At 61.8% G+C, this 16,648-nt stretch carries 14 protein-coding genes; 2 read left to right on the top strand and 12 right to left on the bottom strand.

Features of this window, described 5'->3' with window-relative positions:
• Positions 1 to 2: 2 nt before the first annotated feature.
• Together rplC and rpsJ are read right to left on the bottom strand one after the other, a co-directional pair.
• Positions 3 to 638 carry a 50S ribosomal protein L3 gene (gene rplC, locus A11A3_RS08335; RefSeq protein WP_008928844.1) on the bottom strand — a complete coding sequence of 212 codons (636 nt, stop codon included), beginning with the start codon at positions 636 to 638 and terminating at the stop codon, positions 3 to 5.
• 43 nt (positions 639 to 681) lie between these two features.
• Positions 682 to 993, bottom strand: coding sequence for a 30S ribosomal protein S10 (gene rpsJ / locus A11A3_RS08330; protein ID WP_008928843.1), 312 nt, complete (start codon positions 991 to 993; stop codon positions 682 to 684).
• A gap of 403 nt (positions 994 to 1,396) precedes the next feature.
• Here rpsJ and A11A3_RS08325 point away from each other — a divergent pair, with 403 nt between their 5' ends.
• On the top strand, positions 1,397 to 2,830 hold the full coding sequence (locus A11A3_RS08325; protein ID WP_008928842.1) for a mannose-1-phosphate guanylyltransferase/mannose-6-phosphate isomerase: 1,434 nt from the start codon (positions 1,397 to 1,399) through the stop codon (positions 2,828 to 2,830).
• A 50-nt stretch (positions 2,831 to 2,880) separates the two neighbouring features.
• Positions 2,881 to 4,146 (top strand): right-handed parallel beta-helix repeat-containing protein, encoded by a 1,266-nt coding sequence (locus A11A3_RS08320; RefSeq protein WP_008928841.1) that lies wholly within the window; start codon positions 2,881 to 2,883, stop codon positions 4,144 to 4,146.
• On the opposite strand, the gene A11A3_RS08315 is transcribed toward A11A3_RS08320, so the two are convergent.
• From A11A3_RS08315 to A11A3_RS08270, 10 genes are read right to left on the bottom strand one after another with little or no spacing between them, the layout of a single operon-like run.
• A complete protein-coding gene (locus tag A11A3_RS08315) occupies positions 4,103 to 5,173 on the bottom strand; it encodes an alginate lyase family protein (RefSeq protein ID WP_008928840.1) in 1,071 nt (356 codons plus the stop codon). The genes A11A3_RS08320 and A11A3_RS08315 overlap by 44 nt on opposite strands.
• On the bottom strand, positions 5,161 to 6,636 hold the full coding sequence (locus A11A3_RS08310) for an alginate O-acetyltransferase AlgX-related protein (RefSeq protein ID WP_157375513.1): 1,476 nt from the start codon (positions 6,634 to 6,636) through the stop codon (positions 5,161 to 5,163). The genes A11A3_RS08315 and A11A3_RS08310 overlap by 13 nt, the downstream gene beginning before the upstream one ends.
• Positions 6,617 to 7,243, bottom strand: a complete 627-nt coding sequence (locus A11A3_RS08305; RefSeq protein ID WP_008928838.1) for an alginate O-acetyltransferase AlgF — start codon at positions 7,241 to 7,243, stop codon at positions 6,617 to 6,619. The genes A11A3_RS08310 and A11A3_RS08305 overlap by 20 nt, the downstream gene beginning before the upstream one ends.
• A complete protein-coding gene (locus A11A3_RS08300; protein ID WP_040296934.1) occupies positions 7,176 to 8,315 on the bottom strand; it encodes an alginate O-acetyltransferase in 1,140 nt (379 codons plus the stop codon). The genes A11A3_RS08305 and A11A3_RS08300 overlap by 68 nt, the downstream gene beginning before the upstream one ends.
• A 2-nt stretch (positions 8,316 to 8,317) precedes the next feature.
• On the bottom strand, positions 8,318 to 9,736 hold the full coding sequence (locus tag A11A3_RS08295) for an MBOAT family O-acyltransferase (RefSeq protein WP_008928836.1): 1,419 nt from the start codon (positions 9,734 to 9,736) through the stop codon (positions 8,318 to 8,320).
• A gap of 2 nt (positions 9,737 to 9,738) precedes the next feature.
• Positions 9,739 to 11,106, bottom strand: a complete 1,368-nt coding sequence (locus A11A3_RS08290) for an alginate export family protein (protein WP_008928835.1) — start codon at positions 11,104 to 11,106, stop codon at positions 9,739 to 9,741.
• On the bottom strand, positions 11,087 to 12,433 hold the full coding sequence (locus A11A3_RS08285) for an SEL1-like repeat protein (protein WP_008928834.1): 1,347 nt from the start codon (positions 12,431 to 12,433) through the stop codon (positions 11,087 to 11,089). The genes A11A3_RS08290 and A11A3_RS08285 overlap by 20 nt, the downstream gene beginning before the upstream one ends.
• Positions 12,415 to 13,548, bottom strand: a complete 1,134-nt coding sequence (locus A11A3_RS08280; RefSeq protein WP_008928833.1) for a PilZ domain-containing protein — start codon at positions 13,546 to 13,548, stop codon at positions 12,415 to 12,417. Before A11A3_RS08280 ends, A11A3_RS08285 begins: the two co-directional genes overlap by 19 nt.
• A gap of 32 nt (positions 13,549 to 13,580) precedes the next feature.
• Positions 13,581 to 15,047 (bottom strand): glycosyltransferase family 2 protein, encoded by a 1,467-nt coding sequence (locus A11A3_RS08275; RefSeq protein ID WP_008928832.1) that lies wholly within the window; start codon positions 15,045 to 15,047, stop codon positions 13,581 to 13,583.
• 6 nt (positions 15,048 to 15,053) lie between these two features.
• Complete coding sequence (locus tag A11A3_RS08270; RefSeq protein ID WP_008928831.1) at positions 15,054 to 16,367, bottom strand: nucleotide sugar dehydrogenase; 1,314 nt, start codon at positions 16,365 to 16,367, stop codon at positions 15,054 to 15,056.
• Positions 16,368 to 16,648 lie beyond the last annotated feature (281 nt).

The following is a 16,648-nucleotide window of genomic DNA, read 5'->3' as shown; positions in this document are numbered from 1 at the left end:
TTTCAGGCCTTCGCCTTCACTGCCGGGCGCACGATCACGTCACCACCGGTAGCACCGGGGACCGCACCCTTGACCAGCAACAGATTCTTTTCCGCATCCACGCGAACCACTTCCAGATTCTGGACGGTGACACGCTCGGCACCCAGATGGCCCGCCATCTTCTTGCCCTTGAATACACGGCCCGGGGTCTGGTTCTGACCAATGGAACCCGGAGCACGGTGGGACAAGGAGTTACCGTGGGTTGCGTCCTGGGTGCTGAAGTTCCAGCGCTTAACGCCGCCAGCGAAACCTTTACCTTTGGAGGTGCCAGTGACATCAATCATCTGGCCCGCTTCAAAGATTTCCACGGTTACGGCAGCGCCGGCTTCCAGCTCACCAGCCTCAGCACGGAATTCCCAGACACCACGACCTGCTTCAACACCAGCCTTAGCGAAGTGACCGGCCTGAGCCTTGGTCACGCGGCTGGCACGGCGCTCACCCGCCGTTACTTGCACGGCCTGGTAGCCATCTGTTTCTTCGGCCTTCAGCTGGGCAACCCGGTTCGGGGTTACCTCGATGACCGTAACCGGGACACTGACACCTTCTTCAGTGAACACCCGGGTCATCCCGCATTTTCGACCGATTACACCAATCGCCATTGTTTACCTCTTCACAACCTGTTGCGGTTGAACCCGCCCGTTGTTAACCCAGGCTGATCTGCACATCCACGCCAGCAGCCAGATCCAGCTTCATCAAAGCGTCTACGGTCTTATCCGTAGGCTCAACGATGTCCACCAGCCGCTTATGGGTGCGAATCTCATACTGATCCCGCGCATCTTTATTCACATGCGGAGAGATCAGCACCGTAAACTTTTCCTTACGCGTCGGCAGAGGGATAGGACCCGTCACCTGTGCGCCTGTCCGTTTGGCCGTATCCACGATCTCTTGGGCGGACTGATCAATCAGACGATGATCAAAGGCCTTGAGGCGGATGCGGATTCTTTGGTTAGCCATAGCTAACAAACTCCAGACTGTTTCGAACCATAATTTATATGGCAAAAAGCCCACCTGCCTTACCCCTATGGGAGGCGGATGGTGTCAAAACAAGCCCGGGAACGATGCCCCGGTTAGCACTGCTCGAAAGCAGGGCGCAGATAGTAGTCAGCATGCGGGCGTATTGCAAGCCCTTTTTTGCATTCGGATACCGGCCTAGCCGGGATACCCCCTTCAGCGCGGGCGCCATACTACCACCGGCTAGCGTCCCTGGCTGCCCTTAGGAATAGTTTTTCGTAAAAACTGCGCGCCACATCTTTTAACCCCGGGGAAAGCAGGCGCATCGTTAATGGCCGGGGAGCCACTCCCTGGAGACCTGTCCCGGGGGAGGGACGTTTTGGTTTGCATGTAAAGGGACGTTGTCATGCTAATTCCAGTGATCATTGCCGGCGGGAATGGCACCCGCCTGTGGCCGCTTTCCCGGTCGCACTATCCCAAGCAACTTCTGCGCATTGCCGGCGAGCACAGCATGTTGCAGAACACCTTGCTGCGCCTGCCGGCGGAACTGCGTGAGGTTCGGCCAATCATCGTCTGCAATGAGCAGCACCGTTTCCTGGTGGCTGAGCAGCTCAATGAAATCGCCATCCAGGCAGATATCCTGCTGGAACCCTGCGGCCGCAATACCGCCCCGGCCGTGGCACTGGCGGCCCTGCAGGCCCGCCAGCGTGACACCAACGCCAGCATGCTGGTCTGCCCCGCCGATCACACCATCGGCAACCCGGAACAGTTGGAAGCGGCCATTGAGCACGCCCGCCAGGCCGCGGACCAGGGCCTGCTGGTGACCTTTGGGGTTCAGCCTGACCGGCCGGAAACCGGCTTCGGCTACATTCGCACCGGACAGCCCTGCGGCCACCACCATCGCATTGCCCGCTTCGTGGAAAAGCCGGACCTGGACACTGCCCGCGGATTTCTTGAAAGCGGCGAGTACCTCTGGAACAGCGGCATGTTCCTGTTCCGCGCCGAGCGCTACCTGGAAGAGCTGCGCCTGCGTCATCCGCAGATGCTGGCTCACTGCACCCATGCCCTGTTGCAGGGCGAAGTGGATCTGGATTTCATTCGACTGGACGCCCCCAGCTTTGCCCGTTGCGAAGACCTGTCCATTGACTACGCCATCATGGAACACACCGAAGACGGCGCCGTGGTGCCAGTGCCGCTGTGCTGGAGCGACCTGGGGTCCTGGCAGTCCCTGTGGGAGCACATGGACAAGGACAGCGATGGCAATCACCTGCGTGGCGACATTATTGCCTACAACAGCCGCAACAGCCTGGCCATGAGCGACTCCCGCCTGGTCGCCCTGCTCGGCGTGGAGGATCTGGTGGTGGTGGACACGCCGGATGCCATTCTGGTGGCCCACAAGAGCCAGGCCCAGGAGGTCAAACGGGTTACCGACACGCTCCGCGCCCGCAAACGCCCGGAAAGTGAGGACCACCGCCAGGTTCACCGACCCTGGGGCAAGTACGACTCGGTGGACAAGGGCATCCGCTACCAGGTCAAGCACATCACGGTAAAACCCGGTGAGCAGCTGTCGGTGCAGATGCATCACCACCGGGCCGAACACTGGATCGTGGTTTGCGGCACGGCCCGTGTTACCTGCGGCGAGCGCACCTTCCTGGTCACGGAAAACCAGTCCACCTTCATTCCGGTGGGCGAAGTCCACTCCCTGGAAAACCCGGGGCGCATTCCCCTGGAACTGATTGAGGTGCAATCGGGCACCTACCTGGGGGAAGACGACATCATTCGTCTCAGCGACCGCTACCACCGCGAGGACGCCCCCGCCAAAGCGGTCCACCTGCTGTGACGAGGCCCGGCCGCAGACGCACCAGCCGGGGGATTACCCTGGCCATCCTGATGCTGCTTTCAAGCGCCAGCCTGGCATCAGTGTCGTTGCAGCCCATCTATGCCCACGAGGCCAGCAACTGGCCGCTGGAGACCTTTGCCGCCAACGGCCTGTTCCGGCAGATTGCCCACTACCAGAATCGCCACCCGGAAGCGGTGGTGATCAGTGGCGGGCATTATGACCTGGCCAGCCTGGCCAGCCAGTTGCCCACCGATCGGGCCCTGCAACACACCGACAACGGCTGGGTCCTGCATTACCCGCTGGTCATTGCACCGGATGCCAGCCTCACCATCGCTGATACCCGCCTGTACCTGGAAGGCCATCACGGCGGCTGCCTGATCAATCGCGGCACCCTGACCATTCACAACGCCAGCCTGGCCAGCAACGGCGACAATGGCAGCGGCTTTATCCATGGCTGGGGAGGCTCCCACATCCGTATTGAACACAGCACACTCTCGGACCTGGGGCGCAAGGATTATCGGGCCCACGGTCTGACCCTGGCGCGCCATCGCTACCAGGGCAACGGCCCCGGGGCGACACTGCAAATCGACGACAGTCGTTTGACCCATCTTTACCGGGGCATCAGCACGGAAACCGGTAGCGAGCTGCAGGCACGGCGGGTGCAGATCCGTGACACCCGTGAACAGGGCATGGTACTTGGCGGCAGCAACAGCCAGCTGGATACGGTCATCATTACCAACGCCCATGGCCATGGCCTGAGACTGGAGGGTCGCGGCGCCACGCGCATTTTCGACCTGACCAGCCAGGCCAACCGCGGTAGCGGCGTGCTGATGGAAGACTACCGTGGCCCGCTCAGCGTCGACCGACTGGCAAGCACCGACAACCGCGAGTACGGCCTGCAAATCAAGGGCGGCAAGGCAGATGCCAGTGCCCGGCTGGCGCAACTGACGCTGCAGCACAATGGCAGCGATGGCCTGCGGGTGGACAGCCCCATCGTCATAACCGTTTCTGCCGCGCATATTGATGACAACGGTCGTTATGCAGTGTCACTGGATGGCCAGCAGGCTCCGGTCAGCGCCCGGCTGCAACAACTGACCCTGTACCACAACGCCCTGGCTGCCCTGCACACCCGTGGCCAGGGGGCCGTGGACATTGAGCAGGCCAGCCTGCGCCATAACAGTCAGCGAGGCCACTACCTGGCTGGCAACCTGCGTGGCCGGGAATTCGACCTGCTGCCCCGCCTGGTGAGCGGCCAACCACTTCGCATTGACTTCACGGATTCGCCAGCCACAGCCCTGCCAGCGAGCCCCCGGTAAACCGGGAACCAAAGCGCCCCGCCTGTGCCGGCGGCAGGGGCAGCCGATCCGCAAACCGGTGGGCATAAACCGGCCACCAGGCCATCTTGTCATCCTCGATGGGCAGCTGGGCTACCTTGAAGGTCGCCCCCTGGCCGTCATGGCGCCACAAATGCACCACCTGGGCCGCCAACCCGTGGAGTGACTGCCCCTTGCCCTGATAGAGCGGCAGTCCGTTGCGGGTACCGGCCTCGGCGATCAGGATCAACGGTGTCAGGGCAAAGGCGTGGTATTGCGCCGCCCGCTTGCCCCTGGCGGCCTCGTGGGGCAACACCATGCCCCCCTGGCGCGGAGTAATCTGGCCAATCGCCAGCCAGTAACCGGCCACCGCCCATTGCAGCCGGTCCGGCTCGTCCAGCACCAGCGCTGCCGCCATCACCGCCCAGCAGGACCAGTAATCATGGTTGTTATAAAGATCCATGCGTTGCCGGCGCGGCGCCGCATGGGCCTGAACCCGGTCGGCCAGGGCCGACACCCAGCGCCGCTGGCGGGCATCCGGTTGCCATTGCGTCAGGGCCGAGGCTTTCATCATGTCCGTCGCCAGCGCCGCCAGGAACCATTTACGCACCGCCTCGTCCTGCTTGCTGGCGCCGGCCTGCGCCAGGCTGCCCTGCTCCGCCCAGGGCGTCAGTGCTTCATCGAAACAGGTAGCCGCCGCGGAACGGACCGCCGCGCTGTCACTGACCATGTACCCGGAAAGCCGGCCCAGCAGGGCCAGATAGGCGTAGATGTACTCCACCTGCTGCCGGTACTGGTGAGCGGCCTTCGGGTCCAGCCGGTCCTTGCTGGCCTGACCCTGGTCATACTTGCTGACCATCTGCAGGTCCCCGTCATAGCCCGGGTAATGGCCGACCAGCCCCCGACAGCGCGCCAGGGCCGCCGGGTCCGGCGACGCCTGCGGCAGGCGCTGGGCATCGAACAATGACACCAGCGCCGCCTGCCCCGGCACCGCCAGCAGCCCCAGCAACACCATCATCAGTACGCGCACAGACGGGACTCCACCTGGACCGGTTCGGTGAGCGCCTGCTCCGGCTCCAGCAAAACGGAAATCAGGTTGCTGGATGCCTGCGGCGGGTCGAGGCGCAGCATGAAGCGACCGGTATCCAGCCGCGCCGGGCGGCGCACACGCACCTTTTCACGCAAACCATCGTCATAATAGGCAAGCACGTAGAAGTCCTTCAGCGCCGCGCTGGAGAAGGTCATGTCCAGGGTCAGGGCGCCACGCTCACCGGTGGCCTGCCGGTTGGCGCCGGCATTGGCCAGCACCTCACGGCGCTGATCCGGCCCGCCCACCGGCAACATGGCCTGACCGCTGGCCAGCAGCTCACGCCCCCGGCAGCCTTGCCCTGCGGCCGGCAAGATCTGCCGCCACTCCACCGGATCTTCCAGGGCGTAATTGACCGGCAACTCCCAGATCACATAGCGAAACTGGCCATCCCGGTAGGCATCGGAGTAAAGCAGGTCCTGCAGGGAGCCGGTGGCGCCGCCCCCGGTCATGGCGTAGTTGACCACGTCGCGATGCAGATATTGCTGCAGAAACCCCTGGAAGTTGTAGTTCTTGTAACGATCATCCCGATTGTCGGAATTGCTGGTGCCCACCAGCGCAATGCGCGGCACCGCCACATCGCCGAACAGGGCATCCGCATCATCGGCGTTATCCACCGGGACCGTGGCATAACCACGCACCCACTGGTAGCCATAGGAATTGCCGCACAGCCGGTTGACAGCCACATTCATGGTGCCCATTTTGCGCAACAGAATATCCGGCCGGGTGTCGAAATTCCGGGCCGCAATACCATCCAGCCCCGGATCGCTGCGCATTACCTGGGCCACCTGAATGGCACTGATGCGCGCCCCATAGGGCGTCCAGTGGTGATCCCGGCGGAAGAAATAATCCTGTTCGTGGGGTGACTTGAGCACCGGCGCCATGTCCGTTACCAGCGCCCCCAGAGAGCGCATGTCCTGGGCTTTTTGCAGATAAGCCGCGCGGGCCCGGTAGAGAGGATATTGCCCCCGCCAGGGCTGAATTAGCGCCTCGGCCTGCATCAGGCCACGGGTGGGTTGCAGCATCATCACCAGCCGGATTCCCCGTGCGCCCAGCCGTTGTACCAGTTCAGCAAAAGCCTGCCGGGACATGTCGCTGAACGGAAAGTCGCTCTGCAAATCCACCTCGGTGCGGAAGTACCAGTAGCGCTTGCCGGCCACGATCTGGCGCATGGCGGCCATGGTGCCCTGCGCATAGGTTTGCGGATCTTCCAGCGCCGGGCAGGTATAAGGGGCCTGCAGATAGGCGCCGTGCATCAGCTGCTCGGTCTGTTGCTCGCGGGTCAGCGTCGCCTTGTCATCCGGCCGGGCCGGTGCCGGCGATGGTTCCGCCAGCAGCGGCGGCGTCAGCAGGCACAGCAGCAGCCCCAACACCCGTCGCCCACCCTCAGGGAACCGTTGCAACATGACTTTCCTCCAACCGGGCCTGGGGCCCGCTGGCCCCACCGAACACCACCACACTGTAAACCCGGCCACGCTCCAGCACCGCCGGCGCCAGCGGCAGGTTGCGGCCATCATCAAGACTCACCCTGAGAGCCACCTTGACCCCGTTGATCTCCCGCGCGCCGCTGCTGTCTTCGGCCAGCGGGCCAATCACGTTCACCGCGCCATTGAGGGTCTGCAGTGACGCGCTGGACGGCGTGAGGTTGTACATCACCAGCAGCGCCTTGATGCGGCTGTCAAAGTACTGATCCTGGAAAAGCGTTAACGCCCCGTCACGGTAGGCCAGCGTCTGCACACTGCGGGCCAGGAAGCGGTACGCAAAGGGCTGGCCATCAATGCGAATTGTCGCGGCGCCCTCCGGCCGGTAGAGGTAATCGCCCAGGGCGCCGGGCACCAGCGGTTGCTGCCAGTCATCCAGGGCCACCTGAATTTGACGATCGGACAGGTTAAGCACCCGCACAAAGGCCGAGTCCGGCGGCGCCGCCATTTCATAGAGACCCTCATTACCGTCCTGTGCCGCCCAGACCGGCGACAGCAGAACCAGACTCACGACGATGATCCAGGCACGCATGGTTATCTCCCGTTACGATAGCGTTCATGGGTTGAATCAGGGCCCGCTCCGGCACCTCCCAGATCACGTACCTGACCCGGGGATCATTGGCGGCGGGACTGTCGAGGAACTCGCGAAACGCCTGGAAAGGGCCCTTCGCTTCCAGAGCAAAGACCAATACGTCCTGGCCCAGCTGCTGCTGCAGAAAACCGGGGAAGTGCCATTCATCCATGGCGCTGTAGCTGGTACCCACCAGGGCCACCGCCGGCATGCTGTCCCCCAGCAGTGCGGCGGCATCGTCCGCCACCTCACGGGGGGCGGTCTGGTAGCGGGCCAGGGGCTCGCTGCGTTGCGGGCCGATACCCGTGCTGGTGGGTAAATAACGTAACAGGTCGCCCTGATAGGGCTGCACCGCCACTTCCTCGGTGTGATAGTCGTGCTGACCAGGTAATGTCAGTGCCGCCGCCACGCCAGCGGCCACGGCGCTGGCCCCCGCCGGGCTCCAGTGAGTATCGGTGCGCATGAACACCGGCTGTTGCGGGGCGGCCTGCTCCAGAATCTGCAGGGCATTGATCCACGCCAGGCCATCGTTGGCAAAGGCGCCGGTGACCCGCGGATACAGTGCCTCCATGGCCGGCACCACCGCCGTAGCTACCCGCTGCCCGTAGAGGCGGCGCTTGGCCGGCAGGGGCAGCATCAGTACCTGTTTACCACGGCGCTGCAGGTCACAGGTGGCCAGCTGTATCTGCTGCAGGTTCTGCTCCAGGGCCGTCTCGTTGTGCCGGTCGAAATAGAACTCTTCGCGGGTAAACAGCCAGCCGTTATCACCCACCAGCACACCGGGGCGCCCGGCACGGAACAGCAGATAGTTCATATCAGCCCACAGGGCGATGGAAGGCTGGCGCAGCACAAAGGCCTCATCCACCTGCTTCTCCAGGTGGCGTACCAGCTCACCGTCGCGGAACTGTTGCCAGGCAGCCGTGCCAGTCATGAAGAAATGGCCCACCGGCGCCAGCAGCGACAACAACCCCGCGCCCATTGCCAGCAGGAACAACCACCCGTTGATGTGTGAAGCTCGCTTTATCGCAATCATGGCTAGAACTGGAAGTAGAGGAAGGGAGAGAACGACTCCGCCGACAGGCGGGTCACTGCCAGGGCAAAGCCGGCCCACAACAGGGGAACCCGCCAGCCGCTGATATCCTGAAACACATTGCCGCTATTGAGCCCCAGGTAGAAACGCTTGTTGTAGAAACCTGCCGTGCGCTCCCAGGCAATCGCCACCACACAGAAAAATATCGTCATGGGCGAAGCCCACAGCACCATGTTGTGAAGCCCACCAACGCCGTTGAAACCCAGCAACCCTTTCATGATCCGGGTGGCATCGGGCACATTGCCGGTCAGAAACAGCGGCCAGATAAACCAGAGAAAGCAGAGCGTGCCGATATTTTTCCATACCGAATAAGGCGCCCCCTTGTCAGTGACCCAGCCAAGACGCCGTTCCACCACCATCATGCCGCCCAGTGCTGCCCCCCACAGCACGAAAGCCATATCCGCGCCATGCCAGAGACCGGCCAGAGTCAGGGTGGCGAAGGTGGCCGCGGGCACGGACCAGTTGAGGGTTTTCTTCAGCGGCCGATACAGATAGTCGCGTAACCACTGGGACAGGGTGATATGCCAGCGCTGCCAGAATTCGGTAACGCTCTGGCAGATCAGGGGCTGATTGAAATTCTCATTGAAACGAAAGCCCATCATCATGCCCAGGCCTATGGCCATGTCTGAATAACCGGAGAAATCGAAGTACAGCTGCATGGTGGAACACAACACACCAAAGAAGCTGTCCACGAAACCCGGCTCAGGAGCTGCCATCAGATAACTGGCCACCGGCGCGATGCTGTCGGCAATCAGCACTTTTTTGACAAAGCCCAACAGAAAACGGCTGGCCCCCAGGGAAAACAGCTCCATGGAATGGCTGCGCTTTTCGAACTGTTTTTCCAGGTTTCGATAACGAAGAATGGGGCCGGCTATCAGCTGCGGAAAAAAAGAAATAAAGGCCGCAAAATTGATAAAGCTGCGAGTGGGCCGGGCGTCACCACGGTAGACATCCACCAGGTAGGCCATGGCCTGGAAGGTGTAGAAGGAGATACCCAGCGGCAGAATGATTTTTTCCAGGAAAAACGGATTCAGCCCCACGGAGACCAGCAGCGCACTGATGGTATCAACGCCGAAGTTGGCATATTTGAAATAGCCCAGCGCCCCCAGGTCCCCCACAATCCCCAGCATCAGCCACCAGAAACAACGGGGCGTCTGGCGATAGCGCTCCAGCGCCAGAGCAAAGGCGTAATTCCACAGGGTGATCGCCACAAACAGCAACAGAAAATCCGGACGCCACCAGGCATAGAACAGATAGCTGCCCAGCAGAATGGTCAGATTTCGCCCCCGGGTCGGCGTCAGGTAATAGGCCACCAGAAACAGCGGCAGGAACAGGAAGACAAAAAGATTGGATGAAAAAACCATGGTCACCACCTCCCTGCGATGATCAGCAGCACCTGATGCACCGGCTCGGGTCGCTGGTAGGCATCGCCCATATCAAACATGGAATAACTCACTCGCGTCGACAGACGCATCTGGCGGTTCTCCGTCACCGCCCGGGGGAAGGCGCGCCAGCCAAAGGAAAGATTCAGCAACCGCCCCAGATCCTTGTCGCCGGGCAGCTGGGGGTTGCGGATATTGCTGCGCGACGGGAGCTGCTCATTACGCCGCTGAAGACTGCCGGCCATGATTTCCATTTCGGCACGGGGCCATAACTGCTGGCGATAATAGGCGGCACCAAAGGCCAGGTTGTGCATTTCAAAATCCAGCATGTCGCCGAGAATACTGGTGGACAGGTCCGCCACCCCCAGCCGGCGATTACTCATGGCACTGTTTTCAAAATAACCGTCATTGGCATTGCCGGGGCTATTGGTCGTCCCCATACGCACGCCCAGGGTGGGACGCCATGACAAGCTGTCCAGCCGGCCATAAAGATCGGCGGTGAACAGCCCGCCCTCGATCACTTTCTGGGACAGTTTTTCACTTTGCCCCCCTGACACCCCGTAACGGCGAAGTTCGCCATACTGGTAGATGGCATTGACGATATAGCCGGCATGGTTATCGCTACCGCTCTCCCCGGCCAACCGCAGGCCGGCCCAGACACCATCAAAGTCCTGCCCATCCAGCTGCTCACTCAACCGCTCGGTCTGTCGACCGGACGCATCCTGCTGGCCATGGATTCGCCAATCCCACCAGTGTCCGGGTCGCCATTGATGGCCCAGGGAGAAAAGCACTCGCCGGATGTCCTCGGCGCGCGGGTCCAGTTGCGAGCCATCACTGCGCCAGCTGGCCAGTTGCTGGCCGAGGGTCAGCTGGCCACGCCAGCGGCTGGCCTGGTATTGCAGCGACAGGCTTTCCAGCGGAAAGTCCCAGTACAAGCCTTCGTCATCCTTGAAACTTTGCCGCCCCAGCACCAGCGACAGGGCCGGCTGCCCCACCAGCATGCGCCGCCGGACCCAGGCATCCCGCAGTTCCGCGTATTGTTCGTCTTCCTCCACCTGACCGGTGTCATCCACCTGCAGGCTACTGGCCTGCCCTGCGGAAACCAGAAACTTGGCACGCAGCTGGGCATCCCAGCGGTGCCACTCGCTGGTATCCGAGCGCCACTGATAACGGGGCTCATAACGCAGCACACCGTTGGGCTCGGTATCTGCGTCCATGAAACGGGATTGATAATCCGGTGATTCACCGGCGCTCAGATACAGCCGCTGGTCAAACTCGTGACGCGGCAGAGGCGCTGCCTGCAGGCAAAGAGGCCAACAGGCCAGCAGCAGACTAAGGCGCGACAGCAACATGGAATTGCTCCTCCAGCCAGCTTCTGCGTTTGGCGATCAATGCCTGGGCAGCCTGCCGGGCAGCGGGTAGCAGGCTGTCCGGCAGCGGCACGTCCTCCACCGGTGCCGGGCTGGCGGTGCGCGGCAACAGTACCTGGGCTGCCTGGCTGTGGGCATAGGCGCGGATCGGGTCCTTGGCAATGCCGCGCCCGCTGGCGTAGATCGATGCCAGGGCCTCATCGCCATTGGACAGGCCGGCCTCCGCCGCCAGGCTGTAATAGTGCACCGCCTGTGCCATGTCCGACTCACCGAGGAATCCCTTTTCATAGAGGGAGGCCAAAGGCAGGGACGCCTGCACAAACCCCTGATCCAACAGGGCCAGTAAATCGGCCTCGGCCCGCTCCGGCCTCAGATGAAACCATTGCTCCTGCAAATCCCCCTGCGCCCGGTAAAAGGTGGCAATCCGGGGCTGATACGGCATCAGCGCGGTGACCGTATCGGTAAAGCGCGAGTAGTCATAGAAATCCGGCCACATCAGCATGTAGCTGAGCTGTTCCTGAATCGCCGCCGTGCTGCCCTTCTCGCGGGCCCGTTGCAGCCAGTCCATGACCAGGCTGTCATGCTGGCCCGGGGCCAGACTTGCCTTCACCAGGGTGGCCACTCTCAGACAATAGTCCCCGTCCAGCGACGCCACATCCCTGATGCCACGCACCTGTTCCACGAAACGGGACACCTGGCCCAGCGCCTCATCCATTTCCTGGAGAAACTCCACGGCTCTGGGATCACGGTGCAATACCGACAGATAGGCTTTTTCCGCTTGCTCGAACTGGCCCAGCTGCTGGTGATAACGGCCACTGTAGGTGCCCAGGAAACAGTCCTGGATGCAACTGCGCCGATAAAGCGACAACCACTGCAGCCACTGTGCTTCGCTGGCCGCGCCGGGATACAACACCGCCACATCCAGAGCCAGGCGCAGATCCTGTTCACTTTCGCGCGGGCGCAACGGTACCAGCATGGCCCGGGCGCGCTGCTCGCCAATGGCCATGCTGCCCTGGTAACGCTTGAACAGGCGCAGGCTGGCGGGGCCGGCGCTGTAATCCTGCTGGGCCCAGGCCCGCTGGTACCACATCATGGCCTCGGCGGGGCTGGCGCCCTCGTCGGCGGCCACCAACTTGCCGTACTCCACCTGAGCCGAGGCATCGCCAGCCTCGGCCAGCACCCGCAGCTGCTGGCGCGCTGGCTCCGCCTCTCCCTGGGCCAACTGATATCGGGCCAGCCGCGTATCCGCCGGCATCTGGCAGGCCATCAGCCATAGCGGCAGCATCATGATCAGAACTCTGATAGCCATGTGGGCTGCACCGTAACGGCAACGGGTTGATGCTGGTCGTGGCTAGCCAGCGGACGTTGCGGGGTGATGGTCATGCGAATCATGCCGCTATCCTGATCCAGGGCAAGCGCACTGATGCGGGCCCCCGGGTCACGGGCGCCATCCACATAACGCACCGTCACCGCCTCCCCCACCCGTGCCGGCAGGGACTGTAGTGGCACGTCAAACAGCGCCTCAATGCGGGGCGGTTTTTTGCTGTCCACCAGGGTGAGCAGTGGACTTCGTTCGTAGACGTACTCCCCGTCGCTAACCTCACGCCGGGTAATCTCACAGTCGCAGGGGCTGTTGAGGGTCACCTCGAAGATGGCCGCATCCACCAGAGCGCGCATCTTTTTCTCTGACAGATCATTGAGCAACACGCCCTTGTTGAGCCGGGCCACCAGTTGCGATGACACGGTCAGCAGGGGCTGCCCTTTTGCCACCGTGGTTGTCTGTGGCTCTATCAGCATTTGCACATAACCGTTCTGCGGCATCATCAGGGTGTGACCCTCCAGCGCTACCCAGGCTTGGGTGGCCTTGACCTCAAAGAGATGCTGGTAAAGCTTGGTGCCCATGAAAGTCAGCGCCGCCAGACCGAGCGCAAAAAACACCAGACTACCGAACAATGCCCGCAGCCGGTCGGGCCAGCGGCGCTGGGCATCATCACTTTTCTTGCGACCGCTGACATAATTGTCCCGGGTCATGTTGTCGATGACGTCATCCAGGGCAGTCAGCTCACCGGCCAGATAATTACCAATCAGCAGGCGCAGCAGGTCGCTGTTTTTCTGGTCAATGACGGTAAACTGCCCCCCCACTCGCTCACTATCCGGATCCTGGTAAATCACCTTGAAGCTGATCGGCATGGCCAGATTGGCTCGGCCCAGCCGAAAGACCACTTCAGCGTGGCACAGCGTGCCCTCCGGCAAGGACACCTTGCCCGCGTTGAACGCCAGCCCGCCCAGCGACACATCCTCCAGCGCAAAAATGCCCTTGACCGGGCTCTGCATGCGCAGGCGCAGGCTACCCTTGAGCTGTACGCGTACGTACTGACGCTCTTCCTGCGATTCATGCACTGGCCGAAACTGCTTTTCTTCCATGGTGGCTTCCCTCCTGACGACCCGAAAACGGTTCAAGCCGTCGTCAACAAATAGATCCCGCCGGTGAAGAGCGCCAATGCCGACACCAGCATGGTTTTTGAGCTCACGCGCGCCAGCGCCACATCAAACCCGCCAGAACGTGCCGCCAGGCGTGTCTTCTGCCGTGTCCAGCTTTGCCGGTCGAGGTGAAACAGGGCATAGATCTTCACCAGAGAACCGACGATCTGGTTGTAATAGAGCAATACCGGATACAGCGGCCCCACCGGGTGGTAGGTCAGCGTCAGCAGGATCGTTACCAGCGTGCGCGACAGTGCAATCCAGAACAGATAGACCAGCAGCAGCTGAATGTTCTGTAGCAGCCCCAGCCCCAGCGCCGCGCCCAAACCGATCAGACAGGTCCACATACTGATGCGCTGGTCGTAGAGCACATAGCTGGCGAACAGTCCCAGACGCCGCCAGCCCAGGCGAGTGGCGCGCAGATTCTGACGCAGCGAATTGCCGTACCAGCGAAACATCAGCTGCAGGGTGGCCGGCACAAAACGGGGATGAGGTGGATGCTCCACGGTCAGGGTATGGGCATCCGGTACATAGAAAGTATCCCAGCCCATACTCATCAGGGAGTTCCAGCTGGACTTGTCATCGCCGGTGAGAAAACGAAAGCGCCCCAGTCGCCAGTGTTGCAGATAATCCGATTCCACATCGGCGATAAAGGCCGGCGAGGTCAGTACTGCGGCCCGGAAAAAGGACATACGCCCGGTCATTGTCAGCACACGCCGCGACAGCGCCATGGAACACATGTTCAGGTGGCGCTGGGCAAAACGCATGGTATGCCAGTCACGCATGGCCCGGCTGCCATGCACCACACACTGCTCATTGGTGGTCAGGCCACCCAGTCGTGGCATCAGGGCAAAAAAACCCACCGAATCACGCACGCAGTTCGGTGCCAGCATGGTATCCCCATCAATCACACCCACCACCGCGTTTCGGTCCGGCATGGTGCGACTGACCGCCCGAAATGCCATGGCCAGGCCATCACGCTTGCCAGTACCGCGGGCCCGGCAAATAATCAGGCGCAGGCGTTGCTGCGGATCGAAGGTCTGCCAGCACTGGCGAATCAGCCGCTCATCACCGCGCTCCACAATCGACACCACCACGGTGGCGGGCACGCCGCACTGAATCGCCTCCCGGAAAACGCTGGCATAAACCGTCCAGGTGGTCGCTGCGGGAATCCGAAAGCTGGTTACCACCAGATAGACATGGCCCGGCAGGTAGGCCTCGGGATTTCGAGACAGGGTACGACGCCATCGCGGAAACGCCACCTGCATGAAATAGCAGGCCCGCAGCAGGTGTATGGCACCGTTGCCGTAACGCCACAGGCCAATGGCACCGATCAGCAGGATGAAGCGCTTGTCATTGCTGTCCAGATAGGCTGGCTCAATCAGCAACGCCAGCCCCGCCACCACGGCAAGCCACAGCATCCATTCACCGAGCTGTTTCATGGCGGCTTACCAGCAGATTCCCTGCCGGTCACCCTGTGAAATGCCCGGCAGATAGCCACACAGATCAATCAAAAGCCGACCGCTGTTGAGCGTGTCGGCCACCACCCTGAATTCCGGAATGGCGTGCCCCATGATCACCGCTTCACTGGCATCTACCAGCTGCTCTACGGATGCCACCAGCCGCTGCAACAACGGCTGGTAAGTCGCCCACAACTGGTCGGCCACCGGGCTGTGCTCGGCGGCATAGGCCACATTGCTGTCATAGATGGTCAGCTCGAATCCGTCAGCCAGTAGTCGGCTGGCCAGCTCCACCAGCGGGCTCTCTCGCAGGTCATCGGTACCCGGTTTGAAGCTCAACCCCAGCATTCCGATCTTACGCACACCGGCCTGGCGCACCATGGCCAGGGCACGCTGCACCTGGTTGGCGTTGCTGCCGGACAGGGACGCCAGCAGCGGCGCAGGCAGCGCCGCCCCCTGACACCAGGCATTAAGCGCTCGCACATCCTTGGGCAGGCAGGAACCACCGTAGGCAAACCCCGGCTTCATGTAGTAGTTGGACAAATTGAGCTTGTTGTCCTGGCAGATGACATCCATCACCCGCCGGCCATCGACGCCCGCCTGCTTGGCGATATTGCCGATTTCATTAGCGAAGGAAATCTTGGTGGCATGCCAGGCATTACAGGCATATTTGACCAGTTCCGCTTCTTCCAGCTGCATGGGAATGATGGGGGCATCCAGGCCGGCATAGAGCTTGGCCAACTCCTCGGCGGCGGCCTCACTGTGAGCACCGATTACTGTCATCGGCGGCTGAAAGAAATCGTTGATGGCGGTGGATTCACGCAGAAACTCCGGGTTCATGGTGAGCAGAAAGTCCCGTCCCGCCCGCTTGCCAGAGCACGCTTCAATGATTGGCAGCAGCAATTGACGCACCGTGCCCGGCAGCACCGTGCTGCGCACCACGACCAAGTGCCCGGCCGGCTTGTCACGCAGTGCCTGCCCGACCGACTGGCAGGCTGCCTGCAGGTAACCGGTTTCCAGTTCACCGGCGCTGTTGCTGGGCGTCCCCACGCAGATAAACGTCATATCGGCATCACGGACCGCCGCTTCGGCGTCCGTGGTGGCCGTCAGCAGCCCGTTGGCCACCGCCTGCTGCAAATAATCGGAAAGTTTGTGCTCGACGATGGGCGCTTCACCGCGCCCTAGCTTGGCAACCTTGGCGGCATCGACATCAACGCCGATCACATGGTGGCCGCGCTTGCTGAAACAGGCCGCACAGACGGCGCCTACGTATCCCAGTCCCAGGATAGCGATGGTGGACATATCCTTTCCCCCGTAACTACAACACAATCCCCAAACCCGCACCGACCATCCCGGTGGTGCGCAGCCCTATCTAACGCCGAAAAAGGCAGGATGTGTATAGCGCGAAAGCAAAAGGAGAAAGGCTTACTAGAGGAAAAAATCGCGGGATAGTCTGTCGGCGAAGCTGGCCAACCACCCACCCTATACTTTGGTGCAACGGGCATAAAAAAAGGGCCGCCGAAGCGACCCTTTTTCTGATACCGGGTAACGAATTACTCGGTGATCTTGGCAACCACACCGGC

The sequence above is a fragment of the Alcanivorax hongdengensis A-11-3 genome (assembly GCF_000300995.1).
GTDB lineage: Bacteria > Pseudomonadota > Gammaproteobacteria > Pseudomonadales > Alcanivoracaceae > Alcanivorax > Alcanivorax hongdengensis.
Note: the sequence above shows the minus strand (reverse complement) of the source record. Positions and strands in the feature narration are given on the sequence as shown.